Source organism: Sphingosinicella sp. SM1-17 (genome assembly GCF_056821765.1).
The window spans coordinates 1,867,403-1,883,039 of the sequence record NZ_JBPDIO010000001.1; the positions used below are offsets into that span (position 1 = coordinate 1,867,403).

The window sequence follows — 15,637 nt, forward strand, 5'->3', positions numbered from 1 at the left end:
CCAGGCTCGCAAGGAGTAGGAAGAGGCGACGCATATGCACTAACGGGCTCCAGGCGCAAAAAGTCACGCTTGGTTAGCAGCTGACTCTTTCGGATTCCTCAATGTTCGCTACCACACCAACACGGAGACTTGTTGCGCCAACAAGGGGGCCGCAACTCGTCTCCGCTCAGCACTGCCACCTTCGATTGCGGAGTGATCGGCTAGGACGCGGAGAACGCATTCATCTTCCGGGTCGAGGAAGAGGATTGATCGTTCCGCTTCCGACCGATTGCGGACGTCACGGAGGAGTTGCCCTTCAAGTGAAGACGGTTTCCCGGCGAGCTCTTGAGACGAGGCCTACAAGTTCGCCTGCTCCAACTGTGACAGTGCGCGATACGGCGTCGAGGTCACGAAACTGCCTGCTCAGTTCCATTTGAGTGATTGGATGCTCAAGAATATAGGCTTCCTCCGCTTCCCCGAATTCTCCGACGTGCAGAGACGAGAGCACTCTTCGGTCCGCCGTCTCGTAAGCCCGCCGAGCAGCCCAGACGGCGTTCTGCGGGTCGTCGTCGCGAATCAGCCGCAGCGTGTAAACCAGGGCCGCCGCCGCGTCCTCGGCTACAGCCGAGGACAAGTCAGGACTGGTTTCCTCATCGGGCAGGAGCGCAAGCAGACGCTCTTCAGCAGGCAATGTATCAAGGCAAACTCCCCTTCGGAGGTACGCGGAGACAGCCTTCGAGATTTCCCGGAGAAGGCACTTCATTTCTGCGTCCACCGGCAGAGATGACACGGTATTTTCCAGCCGCGCAGTACAAGCGGCTGCAAATGCGACCTTCGAGGAATGGGGAAGGTTCGAAAGTCGCTCACGAAGCCCCTCTTCGTCGAACTCCCGGATCATGAGTTTTGCCCCCCCGATTCCCGCCGCGCTTTCGGCTAAAACCTACCCAATGTCACTTGTCAGTCGGTCCGCTGCTATCGCTGAGGCGCAGCAATCGATGACTGGTCGGGAGATACCACTGATCTCACCGAAAGCGGAGTAGGGCGCCCACGGCGCCGCTAGTCGACGCTCGATGTCTGTTATCGCCTTCCAGCGCGATCACCGCATATCCCCTTGCGGAGGTTCCGCGAACCCGCAGCGTGGCAATTCAAGGGACGGCCGTGCGAGGTCACAGGCATCCTGCGCATGCAGCGCGATCTCGACGATCTCGGCGCGGTCCACTTCGGGAGCCCCCGGCGTCGTTCCGCCATCATGGCTGGCCAGCGATTGTGATGCGGAGCTGACGATGGCTCGCCTCAACAGCGACGATCCGCGTCGGATGAACGATGCCGGTTCGGTGGCGCAGTTCCAGCAAGTCAGTTTTCATCGGCCGCAGTTGGCCACGAGAGGCTCCCGAAAGCAACAGGCTCGAATGTCCGCTTTCCACCACTGGACACTGGAACGAGGGTCTGTCTTCGTCACTTTGCGGACCTTCGAAACACGAAGTAGATTGCCGTATGAAGAGCCGTCAGCAAGAAGCAGCCTATGCCGCGCGCACGATCCGGAGTTTCCTTGATGGATCGTGCGGGGATTACGACTGGGATGATTTCACCTCATGCTCTTTCCACGATCCTGAAGTGGAGCACATTCGGCAACGGGCCCGCGACGTTGATTTACCCGTAGATGGTGATGGTGAGATCATGCTGCTAGCGTTGGCGAACGAGGCCGACCAGCTTGCAATGGGCGGCGTCGGCTAACGACCCATTGCGGACACTCCTCGCCAATGCATTATCCAGTACATGACGGGTGGCGCGATTAGATCCGGCGTGATGTTCGCACCGCTCTTGTGCCTTGCGTGTCAGTCTGGGCAAAGCGAGGTCTCGCAGAGCTTGGTCGGTGCCCGAAACCTTCCTTCTTCCGAGACGCTGGAGCGTGAGACCATCATCATCGCTCGTGGCAGCGGCGCCGTTGACGCGGACCCAGGGCAGACACTTCGGCATGAGCTCCGCCCCGACAATACGCTCTTGGTCACCCTTGTCGCTCATCGGATCGCGAGCGGAGAACAGGTCATTGCCGAGAACACAGTCGAGCTCTCGGCCGATGTCGCAAATCGAGCGCGACAGAGAATGTGGCGGATGCGGCCGGAGGAGCAGCGAGGCTTGGAGGTCGATACACGGCCCACCGGCTGCGAACGGCAGAACGATCACGACTTCGGCGAGGCCCAAATCGCATTCGTGGGCCCTGATGAGAAGCTGGCATTTTTCACGCTGCCGTCCCGTGAAAGTTGCGGGACTCCTCAAGCTGAAGAAGCCAGGCATCTGGTAGGACAGGTGCTGGACTCCTTTCCTTACACAAGAGCGGCCGCCGCCTTTCCGCGACCGCGCTAAATCTTGTGCTTGATGTCCGTTTTCCACCCATTGCGGACATTCGCTTCGAGTGCGAGACTGAGGTTCAAGGGGTAGGTCGCCGTCGGCGCTTCGCGAACGTCCATCTTCCGGCACAGGCGGCCATTTGTTGGCTTTGCGGGAACCCATCTTCCGCACGGCCATTCACCGGGGAGAATTGGGAGACAGGCCATCATGATCACGAGGACGGCACGGGCGCGCTACGAGGGCATGGGCAAGGGCGGCAAGGGCTGGGTCTCGACCCAGTCCGGAGTGCTTTCCGAGCAAAGATACGGCTTCGGGACGCGGTTCGAAGACGAGCCCGGGACGAACCCCGAGGAACTGATCGCCGCAGCGCATGCGGGATGCTTCACGATGGCGCTGTCGTTCGCGCTGGCGGGCCAGGGGTTCGAGGAAGGTAGTCTGGAGACGACGGCCCGGGTGAAGCTGGAAAAGGAAGGCGAGGGATTTCGGGTGACCCGATCCGATCTCCAGCTCACCGCTTTCGTGCCGGGGATCGACGAGGCGCGCCTTCGTGAGCTTGCCGAGGGGGCGAAGGCGAATTGCCCAATCTCGAAGCTGCTCGATGCCGAGATGGACCTGGAGGTGACGATCCGCTGAGCGCGGGGCGAAAGACGCGATTTCGAGCACATCCAGAAGCACCGTTATCAGAGCCGCCGAGCCATAGACCCGACCGGAAACGTGCCGGCCGGCCCCCGTTCTCGCGCTCGGCGGGGCGCTACGGGACGCCAGCTCCGACCGCTCCTGATGTTCTAAGTCCCCGTTACGGAGGTTCGCGGAATGGCCGCTTTTCGACCTATTGCGGACGTTCGACTGGGAGTTGAAACAGAGGCTTCGGACTTGATGCATCTGGTTCCTCGTCTACTTTCTGTGCCGGTGGCCACTCGGAGATCCAGATGCTTGTGCTGATCATCCTCTGGCTGATCGCCATCCTTGCAGTCCCAGCTTTCGCGCTTCTGCTTCGAGCTTGGTTTGGAACCGGTCGCTGGGCAGACTTTGATTTGACCACCTATTTGGTTGCGTGGTCGATCGTGGGAGTGGCCGAGATCGTGGGCGGCTTGCTCACGGGCGAGCCGATATCGGTGCTGATCGCCGGGTTCTGGTCAACGCTTGGGGCGGTTATTGTCGGTGCGGCCTGGTGGCTAGCGACGAGAAGGGAACGGGCGGAGCGTTGATCAGGGACGGGCCCCTTTGCGGGTGCTCCTCCGAAAATGGTCCGACGAGCGTTCGATCTTGGGGGACGTCGAAGAAGCGGCCCCACGCGAAGCGCGATCGAACTGGGTCCGCCCCTACCGCTGACCTGGTCCCGCTCAGGTCTGCTACCTTCATTGCGGGGTGATCGGCTACGACGCGGAGAACGCATTCATCTTTTGGCTCGGGGAAGAGGATTGATCGTTTCGTTTGAGACCCGTTGCGGGCGTTCTGGACGGCTCTAGGATCCAGCGAAACTTCTTCAGGGGACCAGAAGTGTGGGGGCTTTGGGTATTTCCGCTGCTTCAGTTGTTGTTCGTCGGCGGCGCAGCAGCCGCGCTAGTCTGGCTTTTTGCTAGCCGCAGAGGGAGACGCCCAAGCATCGCCCTCGTGATGGCCATCCCATTCGGGTGCGTTGCCATCCCTGTTGTCGCAGTTGTCGTGCTCGGGGACATTGCGAATCTGATGCAAAGCAGTGACCCCGAACTTTTTGAGGAGGCCTTCGGCTATCCGCCAGGCATAACCGAAGACCGAATGCTTTTCGACGATTTCGGCCGCGGCAGCACCCGGCAGATCTACATGCGGGCCGAACCCACGGATGCCCAGCGAAGGAGGCTTCTTTCCATCCCGAACGCCGTAGAATCCGACTTCGAGCTCGATCATTTCATTGCACGTGGCGAAGCGCACGGGTTCGGTTGGTGGCTATCGAGCAGCGACGTCTCAGGCGGCTACTGCAGATCGGCCCGGATTTTGGATGCGCATGGTTTTAGAGGTTGGGTGGAATTTCGAGTCGCCGAGTGCCTCGATGCAGGCACCGAGTTTCCAGCGTCCATGAATAGGGGGAGGGTCTATCTGATCGCTTCCGGCAGGACTCATTAGTCTTGCCCAATCGACCGCTTCCACTCGTTATCGAACATCCGCCGCGGCGGCGGCAGTTCAGGGTTCAACGCGCCGCCGTGCGCGGGCTCGGGTGGGCGCCGTTGCACGCTATCAGTGACCCCACGGCACTTTATCCCTATCATTCGAACCGGGCCGCCTGGATCGCCTGGTTCGGCGCGGGCATTTGGGCGAGCCGGCCGATAGAAAGGTCGTGCGAATAATTCCGCTTCAACTCATTCGGGGCGTTGGCGATGTCCGTTTCCGACCCATTTCGGACGCTAGTGGCGATTCTATTCTGAGCGGGTCCTGCCTCGGTGGCCGCGAAACTTGATGCCACACGGTAGGAGCCAGATGGGGGAAGTCACTATCCATAGCACCGCTATCCATGATGCCAGATTCACCGCGCCGAGGGTCCTAAAGTCCGGAAGGGCGAGCACGCCGCCACTGAACCCATATGCCAGCACGATTGGAGCTGGCACCACAGCGAGCCAGAGCAGACACACTCGTCCATACCATCTGCGAAAGTTCACGGCCTACCTGTTCCTTATCTCAGGTTGCCGGCAAACTGCACCGGGCGAAGCCTTCAAGAAAGTACTGTTTCGTACAGTCCTGTCTCGGCCGCCCAGCGATGTCCGCTCTCGACCCATGGCGGACTTTGCGGCAGGGTCGTATCAACAGCTCGTGAGCCGGCTTCCCGCCCTTATGCTGACCGCTTGCTTGGCCTCCTGTGGTGCTGAGCCCAGCCGATCGACTGAAGACGCGCCCTGCCCTGGACTCCGCATGTTCGAGCCTGCACGGGCGAGCGATGACGCCGCCGCGGCCTTCGAGCGCGGAGACCGCACTCTTCTGGGTGTTTACGGCTTCACGACCATCGTTCCCGAGGCAGAGCGAAGCAGCCTACCGGTGCGGATGATCGAGGGGACCTCCGATGCTCCCGAGAATGACGACTGCGCCCGCCGCAACGAGCAAGCGCGTCGATATGCAGCGGCTTACAATCGCAGAATGCTAGCCGCCGTGGAGGCTGCTGAATCCATTCGCTGAATGTCTGCTTTCCACCCATTGCGGACCTTCGAATTCGGGCCGGCTCAGGCGTCCAGCCGAGGATCCAGCCTTGCCGCAAGGAATCCCGCTCCCGCGAGCACCAGCAACAGTGGCGCACCCACGAAGAAGGGAAGAAGCCCTATGGACAGGGCTGCCGCCGTCCATCGCTCGGCCACCATCGCTTCCTCGGCGGCGTAGAAGGCGCCGAAGTAGAAATAGGAGAGTGCGATCAGAGTAGCGCCGAACAAGGTGGCTGCCGCTCGAGTCCGTGCGTGTCGGTTGACCTTCGCGCAGATCAACGCGGCCGCCGCATAAGGCGCAAACAGGAGCAGTACGCCGACGGTTGTCAGCGACACCCATTCGAGGTGCCGGATCACCGCCGCCGGCAACGACAGATTACTGACGGCCATGCTGGCGAAGATGTCCGATCCGCTCACCGCGATGACAAAGGCCGCCAGAGCAACGACCAGATACATCCTCATCGGAGGCAGCATACGACTTGATTGTCCAGTTTCACCCATAGCGGACGTTTCGGTGGTTCGTCAGCGTCAGCCTTCGATGGTCATTCCTAACGCCCTCTCAGGCAAGCGATACTTGACCCCGACCCTTTGAAGCAGAAAGATTGCCCCACCGATGCACCGCCAAGGGGTGGTCATCTCATCCCAGGTCAAAAAGATGCGCCGGTCACCGACGCTGCGAAGGAAGTTGCTCAGGTCATCCTGCTGACGAGCATCGAAGCGACGACCGCCGATCGTCATGACACATCCGTCCGCCGGTCCCTCCGTGGTCATGACGAGCTCCGGTAGCGGAGGAGTCTCGGGCCTCTCAGTTGCGCAAGACGCTGATAAGATGAAGGCCGAGGCCGCTACGAACCGGTGCGCCATAGTGGTGAGCTACGCGATCGAAAATCCGTTTTCCACCAATTCCAGGCGCTGTTCGGAAGGTCTGCATTCGACCCATTGCGGACATTCGCCCGGGCATCGATAACTACCTGTTGCGGATCCTAGTCACTCGCTTGCTGCGCCCGGCGCGGCGGAAGCCGAGCGAGCACCACGGGCACCTGGTGAAGAAGTTGGCTCAACTGAAAGACCGGCCTCCGACCCCTCAATAGCCGAGCCCATTTGGGTCACGTCTTGCCGTTAGTGAACCGGAGCCGCCGAAGCCCGCCTGTGCCGTCGAAGGTGAGGCCGGTCTCTAACTTTGTCAGGATGTTCAGATCGGCCCGGCCGAATGGCGTCTGCAGTCTCGGATCAAGCGATCGATCACCTCGGGCTCCTCGTCACAAGCGACTTCCAGACGCGTGAGTGCGAGCGATCGCCGGCGTCGGGGATGAGATGCGAGACAGGCCTCACGATAAAGGCCGACGAAGTCGCGTCGAGCGCCATCGAGCTGCGCTTCGAGCTCGGCGAGGCCGCCTCCGTCGGGGCTGGTCCGTCGCGATGCAAGCGCTTCGACATCACCGAGCAGGTTGCGACGCGCCCGCGAGTCCATCTTCAAGGGATGCCCCGTCCTCGCCAGAAGCTCGGATGACCCGTCCGGCATGACGAGCGCCACGCCGCGCGTGCCAACGTCGTCGAGCATCAGCGGGTGAACCAACATCATCTGCGTGGCAAAGCATCGGTGCCCGTCACAGGAATAGGCATAGGACCAGGTCATCATTCCCCTTGGGTGGGTGCGCAGGCTCAGCAGATCGGCCTCCTTCAGCATGAGCCGCTCGGGATGTCGGGTCATGGCCAACCTCATGCCGCCCGCCTTCCAGGCGGCCCATGCGAAGGCCATGCAGAACAAACCGACCGCGACGAGCATGAGCGACGGTATGACAATGGACACCATGTCTTCGGCGGGCCGGATCCCGAGCAGCGGCTCCGCCCAGGGCGTTGGGATGAGGAAGGCGAGCAGAAGCAGGGCCAGACCCGTCGGCCCGACAAAAAGCGCTCCGATGCGATGGATCCATCCCACGACCGAACTCCAGCGGACGAGCCGGAATGGCGGCCCCGGCCAACGCACCTGCTCGATCATCCTGTTCCCCCGGTCATCCGGTGGCGTAGTCCGGCTCAACGGGCGGTGACGAGCCGGCGGCCCTGTTGCCCCGTTTTCGTTCTAGCCAATTCTGGCCTCCGGCGGAATGGCGTCGCCGATCGACAGGCGGCCGCACCGCCGCCAGGGCTTGACCGCTATCCGGCGGTACCGGAGAACGCACGATGATCGCGTCCGGGATCCAGCGCAGCCGCTGGAGCGGAGGGGGAATGAAGGAACCAGCTTCAACGCGTCGCGGCAGCCCCATGCTCACTGGTGCCTGCCTGATATTCATCGCTCCGCTTTATCTGCTCAGCCTCACGTTCGCGGTCGATCCGCCCTACCGTAGCCCTGAAGACGGAGTTCGCGTGGCATTCGCCACCGCGATAGAATCGGCACTCTGGCTGTTACTCGGACTGTTCCTGGTCCTGCGCCTCGGGCGAACGCGTCTGCCCGGCAGGTTCCTGCTTGCAACCCTGCTGATCTTCCTCATGGCGGCCTTCGCGTCCGTGTCGGCCTTCCACCTGATGAACGGCCAGTCGAACTGGCTCGTTGTCACGCCGTTCCTCCTTCCTCCGCTCGCCGTCCTGTTCGGACTCCGGGCCGGCCGTGGCGAGGATCAGGGGGATCGTGATCGAGCCACGATGTTCGCCGGAATGGGCGTCGTCGCCCTGCTGCTCTGCCTTCCGCCAGGCATCGCTTTTGCGGCCTGGCTTGCCGATGCCCCCGCGCGGAGAGCCGAGCAGGATGAGGAGGCCAGGCAGCATGCCCTTGCGAGAGCGAACCTGGAAGCACGTCTTCGTGCATTGGGTCCCCAGACCCCGATCGAGCGATACGTGGATTTTCTGAATGACGAATCGATCTTCTCGACCGACGCCGGCAGCGCTTATCATGACGAGGCGCTGGAGCGACTTCGCGCCTCGCCCCGACTCCAACCGGATGTGATCCGCCTGCTCCAGGCCGGCGAACTGGAGCAGCTCGCTAGCCTTCACGGCTACGGCATCTCACCCACGGCCGAGCTGTGCCGCAACTATGCCGCTGCGATCGAGCAGAGGCTTTCAGGGCTCGATCCTTCCGAAAGGTCGGGCGCCAGCTTCGCTTTGTACTTCCGCCGACAGATGGATAATATTGAGTGGCTGGTCTCGCAGGACTGCGACCTGTCCGGCGCGATTGGAAGTCTCCTGACGACGCTTCGTCGAGCCCCCTCAAACGTCCTGTCAACGGATCTGATCGAGCGGCTCGAGCAGATCGAGGCGGGGCGAAGAGCGCGGGCCGAGGCGCCCTGAGCATCTGCGCCGCCTTCGGCGGTCTGGTCCCGGCTGGAAACAGCCGCGCTCGCTGGTGGAGCAGAGGGGAGGGGTGACATGGATCGCGCAGAGCGAAAGCGGCAATGGCTGCGCGGCGCCGCGCTTGCGATTGCCTCGTTGCTCGCGGCGACTGCCCCATTCCTGATCATCGCGCGGTCCTCCGCGGCGCCGGAAACGCCCGTCAAAGCTTCGGGTGGCGAAGCACCCTTGCCCGTTTTCGAAAATGAACGCGTCGGCAGCGGTGGCTCGGCTCCTTCTTCCGGCGCCTTGCTCAACTGGGCCACCTCGAGCGAGGTGTTGGGCGAAAGCCCCGCATCCCTCGAGACGCGGCTGGGGCCAGCTCTGGAGCGATCGGAGGATGCGATGCTTTTTGAGATTGGGGGGTGCTCGATCGGATACTCGGTATCGGATTCGCAGGTGACCAGTTTGAGCGTTCTCGTCGATGAGAATTGTACGGTTCAGGTCACGGGCCGCCGGATCACGGAAGGGACGACCTTCGGTGACGTCGTCGAACCCGGCAGCCGCTATCTTGGACGCTGCCTCGATGGATGTAGGAGTTCAGCCAGTCCCGTGATCCAGCTGAGCCACGCCCGGGACCTTGCCGCCCGTTCGGTAACAACGATCTTCTGGACGACCGGGGGCGAGGACGTGCGTCACGCCTGGGTTCGATCCATCCGAACGACGCCCGCTTCCCGGCGGGCGGGAGCGACAACCAGTCACCCGTCGCCCGAGTGCATCGCGGATCCGCCGCCCGGAACTGACCCGGCGACTGGCCGAGCTTCCCGTCGAAGGCGTTAACCTGTCCCTTCATGCAAGTCACTGTCGTCGTTGAACAGAGTTGACTGTCAGTGAATTGAAGCCGCTCCGCCGCAGGTCTTGCATTCCCCGCAACCCGGAACCGGGAACCCGTAAGCCGCAAGTTCCAGAAGTAGCAGCTGCCCTTGCTCGCGGCGGCTGGCGCAGTAAGCAGGCGGGATGGGGCTCAGCGCACAGCAGCGGGATCATCTTGCGAGGCGCAAGGAGGCTCTTCGAAGGCGGCGCACGGCCGAGGAATCGCAAGCCAGGCTCGCAGCCCGCCGACTGGCTCTCCAGCCCATCGAGAGCGCTCTCCTCGACTCGAAAACACCTTATGCGTTGGTCGACCTTTGGGACGACCAGATGTGGCTGCCCCGCTGGATCCCGGACGGGTACGGGCGCATTCCCTGGGAGCTGGCACCTGCCTCGGAGTACAAGCCGCACGATCCCGACTGGAACGGCACGGAACCGACGGTCGAGCAGGCGCTGCACGAGCTCGCCGAGCCGCTGGACGAAGTGCTGCTCATCTATGAAGATCCGTGGCTGGCTCTCAGCCTCACCTGTCGCGCTGCCATCGACCACCTGCCGCAAGCGGTCGAGACGGTCCGTCGCGGCTGGCAGGACCTGTTGATCAGCGACCGCCTCGCCCGATGGATCATCCGCTGCGCGCCCGGCCACACCCTGGTCTGTCTTCCCGTGTCGCCGACGGCAGCCGAAGTCGCCGCCGCGCGTGAGTGGCGTCGGGAGCGACGCGAGGCGGTGGAGGATTTACTCGACGTGCTGGCGCGCCACGAGGTCAGGCACTGGGTGCTCTTTCCGCGCTACCGGCGAGAGGCCTGCATGCTCCCTCCGGCCGTGGACTGGCGCAATGCGAGCAAGTCGCTCAGTACGGCGCTGCCTGAGGATCTGCAGTCGCTGGAACAGATCGTGCGGGAATTTCTCCTTCCCCGGTGCTCGGGTGTCGAGAAGATCCGGATGTATGCGCAAGGGGTGCGGATCGACGTGGAGCCGAAGCGATTCCTGGAGCATCTCGCAGCATTTCTCGATCGCTACCGCCTCCACCGACCGATCCTTCTGGCCGGCGATCGGGACGAGTGGCAGCTCCTGATGAAGGGGAAGTGGCTGTACGCAGTAGGCTGACCCTTCCCAAGACGGCCGGACGTGTCCCTGACATGCCCGCTTTCCACCCAAAGCAGAGGTTCTTGAAGCAGCAGGCCAGCGTTCAACGCGCCGCCTTGCTTCGCGCCTCGGCGACCAGCGCTTCCAGCGTCGCCAGGGCGCGGTCGGCTGACTCTTCGGGAACGAAGAGATGGTCGTGATAATAGCCGGAAACGGGATTGGTGCTGATGCCGGCGGCGGCGAGGGCGCCGGAAACGGCGGCGATCAGCCCGACCGCCTCCAGCGAGGAATGAATGGCGAGGGTGATGCGGCGGCAGGGGAAGATGGAGGCGAGGCCCTCGCTTTCGGCCCATCCTTTCTCCGCGATCAGGGTCAGTCCCTCTTTCTCCCGGAACGTCCCGATCACCGCCGGATGGCCGGGAGGCGCATCGGCCTGGATCGTGATGAACACATAGGTCTCGGCGCCGAGTTCGGGCCGCGCCTCGGCTAGGAGGCGGCTCAGGTCGGTTTCACCGGTCATCGCGCACGCGCCTCCGCCGGCGCCAGCGCCTTGCCTGCCGAAGGCGCCACCAGACGGCGCCGAGCGCGAAACCCACGCCTGCGCCGGCCAAGGCGAAGATCACCAGCCCGAGGGCGGTAGGCCCCGAAAGGTCGACAAGCTTCGAGGCGAGGTCCGCCGCGGCCTCGTCCGCACCTCCGGGCGCGGACTGGCGAAGCAGATAGTCGCCCAGCTTGTAGGCCGCGATGTAGATGGCCGGGAAGGTCAGCGGGTTGGTGACCAGGGTGGCGGCGGCGGCCAGCGGAACATTGGCGCGAAGCGGTACCGCCAGGAGGGCCGCGACGACGAACTGCCCGAGCGGAAGCAGGAAGCCCACGAACAGGCCGGCGGCCAGAGCGCGAGGAACGCTTCGACGATTAAGGTGCCAGAGCGACGGGTGGCGGAAGAGATGCGCGAAGGGCCTGAGCCACCGGTTCTGCAAATAGGCGTCGCGCTTCCACATCTGGCGGGACATGGCGACGAGCCTCCCGACTTTCTAGCCAGCCCTAGGCAAACCGGGGCTTCCCGCCAGTTCGCGGCATTCAGATGAGGAAGAAGCGGGTCGCCCCTTTGCGCTTGACGCTCTGTAACCCATAGGTTACATGTAACTTACAGGTTACAAATGGGAGCGGAAGATGGCAACAGATACGGAAAGAGCCGAAGCGTTTAGTCGGCAGCAGGCGTCGTACATGCTGGTCCTGGCAGTGGCGTTGCTGACTCATCAGGGCCTGTTCTTCAGCTGGAACTGGGCAGCTGTCACCCTGGAGCAAACGATCACCTGGACATTGCTCGTACTGGCGATGCTCATCGCCCTCATGACGGGCGGCACATGGTTCACTTCGCGCAAGTTCCGCGAACTCGTCAATGACGAGGTGACTCGAGCCAATCGCGCCAAGGCTATCGAGCGCGGCTTCATCGCGGCCATGCTGACGGCGATCCTCATCTTCGCCGTTGCCCCCTTCGAACCGGTCACTGCCCAACGTGCCGTCCACTGGATCGTCAGCATCGGACTGGCCGTCGCACTGCTCGTCTTCGGTTGGGAGGAAAGGAAAGCCCTTGGCTAGTGCCTTGTCGAATAGAGTTCGCGAAGCGCGCGAGTCGAAGGGCTGGACACAGGCGCAGCTGGCGCAGTTCGTGGGAGTAAGCCGGAAAACGGTGAACACCGTGGAGAATGGGATTTTCGTCCCTTCGACCATCGTCGCCCTGAAGCTTGCAGCATGCTTGGAACAGCCGGTCGAGGCCTTGTTCTCGATCGTAGAGAAAGAAGCTCCGTAACGCTTCAGGATCGTGGTCCGGATCATCAAGCGAGGCGGGTCCGTGGATCGCGTGCCCTTCTTCGGCACTCGAGCCGGTCTCTCGCTCGGCCCGCCGGTTCCGGCCGGCGAGGCCGTGATAGGTCGATGCTATCTGCCGCCGGCGCCTTTCGGCCGGCGGATCGCCCGGATCCGCCCGCTCGTCCCCCCGCCGCAGTAGAAAAGCGCGCCGCCATCCGATTCCAGCCCGGAAACGCCGGTTCCGGGCGGCATTTCCAGCCGCTCCAGCACCTCGCCCGACTGCGGGTCGATGCGGCGGACGTCGCTCGCCTCGTCCTGCCAGGTTCCGTGCCAGAGCTCGCCATCGACCCAGGTGACCCCGGTGACGAAGCGATCGGATTCGATCGTTCGAAGCACCGCCCCGGTTTCGGGATCGACCTGGTGGATGCGCCGGTCGCGATGCTGGCCGACCCACAGCGAGCCTTCCGCCCAGGCGAGGCCGGAATCGCGGCCCTGGCCGGGTGCCGGGATCGTCGCCAGCACCTGGCCGGTCGCCGGATCGATCTTGCGGATCACCGCCTCGGCAATCTGGAACAGATGCCTGCCGTCGAACGCCGTTCCTGCATCGGCGGGGCCCGGGAGGGCGGCGACGATTTCGCCGCTTTCCGGTTCGAGCGCGTTCAGCCGGTCGCCGGAGGCGAACCAGACCCGATTGCCGTCGAAGCTGACCCCATGCACGGCGTTCACTTCCGGAAAGGGGCCATATTCGCGGAGGATTTCGGCCGGTGCGCTTTTCATCCGCCCCTCCTATCGCCCGGGCAGCGGCGCCGGGAGTAACAAGCTTGTCGGGAATCCGGGAAGGGTGGCCGCCATCCAGCGGCAGGCGCGGCCGCGGCCGAAGGATTCGACCTGGCCGGACTGCTTCAGGCGTTCCAGCGCGCGCTGGACGGTGCGCGGCCCGAGGCCGGTCGCGAGCGCCAGCGCCGAGCTCGACCAGGCTTCGCCATCGGCGAGCAACGCAAGGATCGCGCCATGTTCCTGCTCGACCGGCGGAGCGATCACCGCCACCGCCTGGCCGGGGCGCGGCTCGAGGACGAAGCCCCGCCCGCTCGCCCGGATTCCGGCGAGCGGGTGGAGCGCCTTGCGAAGCCGGCCGATTTCCACCCGAAGCCGGGCGCGATGCGATTCGTCGGCCTCCCGCGCCCGGAAGGCGCGGGCGAGCAGCGCCTCGCGCGGGACATCGGCGGGCCAGGCCTCGGCAAGCGCGCGGGCCAAAGCGAACAGGACCGGGCGGCCGGCCAGCGGAACGACCGTCGACCCGGCGCGGACGAGATTGCGGCAGGCATCGAGGATGAGCCTGTCCGACGCGATCAGCGCCTCGACCTCGGCCAGGGAAAGCCTCCGTTCGCCCCCGCCATCGACCCGGCGGGCGGCCGGAGCCTCGAGCGCGGCCCGGGCCCGGTCGACCTCGGCCACTAGGGCGGGGATCGCGGCCTCGCGAGCGGCCCGGGATGCGGCCTCGATCGCGGCGAGCGCCGGCCCCGCCTGGATTCGCCGGGCGGCAAGGCCAGCGCGGACCAGCCAATAGCCGGTGCGCGAGGCGAGCGGCAGGATGGCCGGATCCAACTCTGCGGCCGCCTGCTCGGCTTCGTCGAGCCGGCCGATCAGCAGGAGCCGGCGAGCTTCGAGACAGGTCGCATGGGCCGCGTTCGCGAAATCGCCGCGGGCGTGGAGCGCCGCTCGGGCCGGACCGAGCGCTCGCGCCGCGCCGGCCAGGTCGCGCGAGACGAAGGCGATTTCGGCCTCGGCGAGCGCGCAGCGGACGCGGGCGACCGCCTCGCCGGGGCCGAAGGCGCGGCCCGCGCGGCGGAGCAGCAAGGTGGCCCGAGCAAGATCGCCGAGCTGGGCCATGGCGATGCCGCGAAGGGCCAGCGCCGGCGGATCCTCGCGAAGCGCAATCCGGTTGAGCGCCGAGAGCGGATCGCCGCCCGCCAGCGCGCGGGCCGCGGCCGTGATCAGCGAATCCATCGAAATCCCGTCAAACTTGTCACTCTCGCCCGCCTTGCCCGTCGGCATACATCGGTTCGGCAACGGCCGGAAACCCGGCGCCGTGAAGGGAAGCAGGGATGTCGATGTCGAATTCGCAGCAAGTCGGCGGGGGACTCGCGGTCCCGGCGGGGTGGCTATCCCTCGCCGCCTCGCCGACCTTCGCGCTGATGGCCTGGCTCGGGGCGAACGACCCGGCCGGATCGGCGCTCTGCGCGTCCGGCACGGGCGCCCTGCCGGTCGACCCGATGACCGCAATGTACCTGCTGATGAGCCTGTTCCACCTGCCGCCCTGGCTGAAGGCCGCCGGGCGTGCAGGAAGGCGCAACTGACGATCGTTCGAAGGAGATCAGACCATGACCGACACCCATGTCCAGCACCCGATTGCCTCCCGCGAGGAATGGCTCGAGGCGCGCAAGGCGCTTCTCGCCCGCGAACGCGCCTTGACCCATGAACTGGACGCGCTCCGCGCCGAACGCCGGCAGCTGCCCTGGGTGCGGATCGACAAGGCTTATGTCTTCGAGGCGCCGGAGGGCGAGCGGGGGCTCGGCGACCTGTTCGGCGGCCGAAGCCAGCTCGCCGTCTACCATTTCATGCTGAGCCCAGACTCCGAGCACATCTGCCCGGGCTGTTCGTTCATCGCCGACCATGTGGACGGCGCCCGGCGGCATTTCGAACAGGCGGACCTCGCCTTCGCGGCCGTATCGCGAGCGCCGATCGAGCGGATCGAAGCGGTCAGGCGGCGCATGGGCTGGACCTTTCCCTGGGTCTCGTCCCGGACAAGCGACTTCAATCACGATTTTGGCGTGTCGTTCACGGCCGAGGACCGGGAGGCCGGCCGGGCCTTCTACAATTACGGCCTGACGCAAATCCGCCAGAGTTCCGACATGTTCGGGGTCAGCCTGTTCGTGAAGGACGAGGCCGGTGACATCTTTCACAGCTATTCGACCTATCATCGCGGCGCCGAGCTGCTGATCGGCGCGTTCAACTGGCTCGACCTCGCGCCGAAGGGGCGGGCCGAGACCGGCGGGACGATGAGCTGGGTGAAGCTCCACGACGAATATTGAGGCGGGCGGCCGGGATCCTCCGGA

At 64.3% G+C, this 15,637-nt stretch carries 21 protein-coding genes; 12 read left to right on the forward strand and 9 right to left on the reverse strand.

Annotation, left to right across the window (positions count from 1 at the left end; genetic code table 11):
* Positions 1 to 295 precede the first annotated feature (295 nt).
* Positions 296 to 877 (reverse strand): hypothetical protein, encoded by a 582-nt coding sequence (locus ACRYLT_RS09285; protein WP_482663805.1) that lies wholly within the window; start codon positions 875 to 877, stop codon positions 296 to 298.
* Between the two features lie 596 nt (positions 878 to 1,473).
* On the opposite strand from ACRYLT_RS09285, the gene ACRYLT_RS09290 reads away from it, so the two are divergent.
* From ACRYLT_RS09290 to ACRYLT_RS09305, 4 genes are all read left to right on the forward strand, one after another.
* The gene (locus tag ACRYLT_RS09290) at positions 1,474 to 1,713 is read left to right on the forward strand and encodes a hypothetical protein (protein ID WP_482663806.1); all 240 of its coding nucleotides are present in this window, start codon (positions 1,474 to 1,476) and stop codon (positions 1,711 to 1,713) included.
* Positions 1,714 to 1,785: 72 nt separating this feature from the next.
* On the forward strand, positions 1,786 to 2,343 hold the full coding sequence (locus ACRYLT_RS09295) for a hypothetical protein (RefSeq protein ID WP_482663807.1): 558 nt from the start codon (positions 1,786 to 1,788) through the stop codon (positions 2,341 to 2,343).
* A gap of 192 nt (positions 2,344 to 2,535) precedes the next feature.
* Complete coding sequence (locus ACRYLT_RS09300) at positions 2,536 to 2,961, forward strand: OsmC family protein (protein WP_482663808.1); 426 nt, start codon at positions 2,536 to 2,538, stop codon at positions 2,959 to 2,961.
* A 296-nt stretch (positions 2,962 to 3,257) separates the two neighbouring features.
* Positions 3,258 to 3,536: a hypothetical protein gene (locus tag ACRYLT_RS09305; protein ID WP_482663809.1), complete on the forward strand. Its 279-nt coding sequence runs from the start codon at positions 3,258 to 3,260 to the stop codon at positions 3,534 to 3,536.
* A gap of 355 nt (positions 3,537 to 3,891) precedes the next feature.
* Here ACRYLT_RS09305 and ACRYLT_RS09310 read toward each other — a convergent pair whose 3' ends face one another.
* Positions 3,892 to 4,215 (reverse strand): hypothetical protein, encoded by a 324-nt coding sequence (locus ACRYLT_RS09310; protein ID WP_482663810.1) that lies wholly within the window; start codon positions 4,213 to 4,215, stop codon positions 3,892 to 3,894.
* Positions 4,216 to 5,211: 996 nt separating this feature from the next.
* On the opposite strand from ACRYLT_RS09310, the gene ACRYLT_RS09315 reads away from it, so the two are divergent.
* Complete coding sequence (locus tag ACRYLT_RS09315) at positions 5,212 to 5,472, forward strand: hypothetical protein (RefSeq protein WP_482663811.1); 261 nt, start codon at positions 5,212 to 5,214, stop codon at positions 5,470 to 5,472.
* Positions 5,473 to 5,516: 44 nt separating this feature from the next.
* Here the strand turns inward: ACRYLT_RS09315 and ACRYLT_RS09320 are convergent, their stop codons facing one another.
* The 3 genes from ACRYLT_RS09320 to ACRYLT_RS09330 form a co-directional block, all read right to left on the reverse strand.
* Positions 5,517 to 5,954: a hypothetical protein gene (locus ACRYLT_RS09320; RefSeq protein ID WP_482663812.1), complete on the reverse strand. Its 438-nt coding sequence runs from the start codon at positions 5,952 to 5,954 to the stop codon at positions 5,517 to 5,519.
* Positions 5,955 to 6,020: 66 nt separating this feature from the next.
* On the reverse strand, positions 6,021 to 6,230 hold the full coding sequence (locus ACRYLT_RS09325) for a hypothetical protein (RefSeq protein ID WP_482663813.1): 210 nt from the start codon (positions 6,228 to 6,230) through the stop codon (positions 6,021 to 6,023).
* A gap of 454 nt (positions 6,231 to 6,684) precedes the next feature.
* Complete coding sequence (locus ACRYLT_RS09330) at positions 6,685 to 7,431, reverse strand: hypothetical protein (protein WP_482663814.1); 747 nt, start codon at positions 7,429 to 7,431, stop codon at positions 6,685 to 6,687.
* A gap of 287 nt (positions 7,432 to 7,718) precedes the next feature.
* On the opposite strand from ACRYLT_RS09330, the gene ACRYLT_RS09335 reads away from it, so the two are divergent.
* The 3 genes from ACRYLT_RS09335 (at position 7,719) to ACRYLT_RS09345 (ending at position 10,730) form a co-directional block, all read left to right on the forward strand.
* A complete protein-coding gene (locus tag ACRYLT_RS09335; protein WP_482663815.1) occupies positions 7,719 to 8,774 on the forward strand; it encodes a hypothetical protein in 1,056 nt (351 codons plus the stop codon).
* 438 nt (positions 8,775 to 9,212) lie between these two features.
* Positions 9,213 to 9,593 (forward strand): hypothetical protein, encoded by a 381-nt coding sequence (locus tag ACRYLT_RS09340; protein WP_482663816.1) that lies wholly within the window; start codon positions 9,213 to 9,215, stop codon positions 9,591 to 9,593.
* Positions 9,594 to 9,770: 177 nt separating this feature from the next.
* Entirely contained in the window at positions 9,771 to 10,730 is a 960-nt protein-coding gene (locus ACRYLT_RS09345; RefSeq protein WP_482663817.1) for a hypothetical protein, read from the forward strand.
* Positions 10,731 to 10,812: 82 nt separating this feature from the next.
* Here the strand turns inward: ACRYLT_RS09345 and ACRYLT_RS09350 are convergent, their stop codons facing one another.
* Together ACRYLT_RS09350 and ACRYLT_RS09355 are read right to left on the reverse strand one after the other, a co-directional pair.
* Positions 10,813 to 11,229: an ACT domain-containing protein gene (locus ACRYLT_RS09350; protein ID WP_482663818.1), complete on the reverse strand. Its 417-nt coding sequence runs from the start codon at positions 11,227 to 11,229 to the stop codon at positions 10,813 to 10,815.
* Positions 11,219 to 11,722 carry a DUF2062 domain-containing protein gene (locus ACRYLT_RS09355; RefSeq protein WP_482663819.1) on the reverse strand — a complete coding sequence of 168 codons (504 nt, stop codon included), beginning with the start codon at positions 11,720 to 11,722 and terminating at the stop codon, positions 11,219 to 11,221. Before ACRYLT_RS09355 ends, ACRYLT_RS09350 begins: the two co-directional genes overlap by 11 nt.
* A gap of 214 nt (positions 11,723 to 11,936) precedes the next feature.
* Here ACRYLT_RS09355 and ACRYLT_RS09360 point away from each other — a divergent pair, with 214 nt between their 5' ends.
* Complete coding sequence (locus tag ACRYLT_RS09360; RefSeq protein ID WP_482663820.1) at positions 11,937 to 12,311, forward strand: hypothetical protein; 375 nt, start codon at positions 11,937 to 11,939, stop codon at positions 12,309 to 12,311.
* Complete coding sequence (locus tag ACRYLT_RS09365; RefSeq protein ID WP_482663821.1) at positions 12,229 to 12,522, forward strand: helix-turn-helix transcriptional regulator; 294 nt, start codon at positions 12,229 to 12,231, stop codon at positions 12,520 to 12,522. The genes ACRYLT_RS09360 and ACRYLT_RS09365 overlap by 83 nt, the downstream gene beginning before the upstream one ends.
* A 128-nt stretch (positions 12,523 to 12,650) precedes the next feature.
* On the opposite strand, the gene ACRYLT_RS09370 is transcribed toward ACRYLT_RS09365, so the two are convergent.
* Both ACRYLT_RS09370 and ACRYLT_RS09375 read right to left on the reverse strand, forming a co-directional pair.
* A complete protein-coding gene (locus ACRYLT_RS09370) occupies positions 12,651 to 13,298 on the reverse strand; it encodes a Vgb family protein (RefSeq protein ID WP_482663822.1) in 648 nt (215 codons plus the stop codon).
* Between the two features lie 9 nt (positions 13,299 to 13,307).
* Positions 13,308 to 14,528: a helix-turn-helix domain-containing protein gene (locus ACRYLT_RS09375; RefSeq protein ID WP_482663823.1), complete on the reverse strand. Its 1,221-nt coding sequence runs from the start codon at positions 14,526 to 14,528 to the stop codon at positions 13,308 to 13,310.
* 98 nt (positions 14,529 to 14,626) lie between these two features.
* On the opposite strand from ACRYLT_RS09375, the gene ACRYLT_RS09380 reads away from it, so the two are divergent.
* Complete coding sequence (locus tag ACRYLT_RS09380) at positions 14,627 to 14,878, forward strand: hypothetical protein (RefSeq protein WP_482663824.1); 252 nt, start codon at positions 14,627 to 14,629, stop codon at positions 14,876 to 14,878.
* 24 nt (positions 14,879 to 14,902) lie between these two features.
* Positions 14,903 to 15,613 carry a DUF899 domain-containing protein gene (locus ACRYLT_RS09385; RefSeq protein ID WP_482663825.1) on the forward strand — a complete coding sequence of 237 codons (711 nt, stop codon included), beginning with the start codon at positions 14,903 to 14,905 and terminating at the stop codon, positions 15,611 to 15,613.
* Positions 15,614 to 15,637 lie beyond the last annotated feature (24 nt).

Excerpts from the sequence above, each read along its gene's own strand:
- ACRYLT_RS09285 (WP_482663805.1), bottom strand. The coding sequence starts at position 877 with ATGATCCGGGAGTTCGACGAAGAGGGGCTTCGTGAGCGACTTTCGAAC.
- ACRYLT_RS09290 (WP_482663806.1), top strand. The coding sequence starts at position 1,474 with ATGAAGAGCCGTCAGCAAGAAGCAGCCTATGCCGCGCGCACGATCCGG.
- ACRYLT_RS09295 (WP_482663807.1), top strand. The coding sequence starts at position 1,786 with ATGTTCGCACCGCTCTTGTGCCTTGCGTGTCAGTCTGGGCAAAGCGAG.
- ACRYLT_RS09300 (WP_482663808.1), top strand. The coding sequence starts at position 2,536 with ATGATCACGAGGACGGCACGGGCGCGCTACGAGGGCATGGGCAAGGGC.
- ACRYLT_RS09305 (WP_482663809.1), top strand. The coding sequence starts at position 3,258 with ATGCTTGTGCTGATCATCCTCTGGCTGATCGCCATCCTTGCAGTCCCA.
- ACRYLT_RS09310 (WP_482663810.1), bottom strand. The coding sequence starts at position 4,215 with ATGATCGAGCTCGAAGTCGGATTCTACGGCGTTCGGGATGGAAAGAAG.
- ACRYLT_RS09315 (WP_482663811.1), top strand. The coding sequence starts at position 5,212 with ATGTTCGAGCCTGCACGGGCGAGCGATGACGCCGCCGCGGCCTTCGAG.
- ACRYLT_RS09320 (WP_482663812.1), bottom strand. The coding sequence starts at position 5,954 with ATGAGGATGTATCTGGTCGTTGCTCTGGCGGCCTTTGTCATCGCGGTG.
- ACRYLT_RS09325 (WP_482663813.1), bottom strand. The coding sequence starts at position 6,230 with ATGACGATCGGCGGTCGTCGCTTCGATGCTCGTCAGCAGGATGACCTG.
- ACRYLT_RS09335 (WP_482663815.1), top strand. The coding sequence starts at position 7,719 with ATGAAGGAACCAGCTTCAACGCGTCGCGGCAGCCCCATGCTCACTGGT.
- ACRYLT_RS09345 (WP_482663817.1), top strand. The coding sequence starts at position 9,771 with ATGGGGCTCAGCGCACAGCAGCGGGATCATCTTGCGAGGCGCAAGGAG.
- ACRYLT_RS09350 (WP_482663818.1), bottom strand. The coding sequence starts at position 11,229 with ATGACCGGTGAAACCGACCTGAGCCGCCTCCTAGCCGAGGCGCGGCCC.
- ACRYLT_RS09355 (WP_482663819.1), bottom strand. The coding sequence starts at position 11,722 with ATGTCCCGCCAGATGTGGAAGCGCGACGCCTATTTGCAGAACCGGTGG.
- ACRYLT_RS09360 (WP_482663820.1), top strand. The coding sequence starts at position 11,937 with ATGCTGGTCCTGGCAGTGGCGTTGCTGACTCATCAGGGCCTGTTCTTC.
- ACRYLT_RS09370 (WP_482663822.1), bottom strand. The coding sequence starts at position 13,298 with ATGAAAAGCGCACCGGCCGAAATCCTCCGCGAATATGGCCCCTTTCCG.
- ACRYLT_RS09375 (WP_482663823.1), bottom strand. The coding sequence starts at position 14,528 with ATGGATTCGCTGATCACGGCCGCGGCCCGCGCGCTGGCGGGCGGCGAT.
- ACRYLT_RS09380 (WP_482663824.1), top strand. The coding sequence starts at position 14,627 with ATGTCGATGTCGAATTCGCAGCAAGTCGGCGGGGGACTCGCGGTCCCG.
- ACRYLT_RS09385 (WP_482663825.1), top strand. The coding sequence starts at position 14,903 with ATGACCGACACCCATGTCCAGCACCCGATTGCCTCCCGCGAGGAATGG.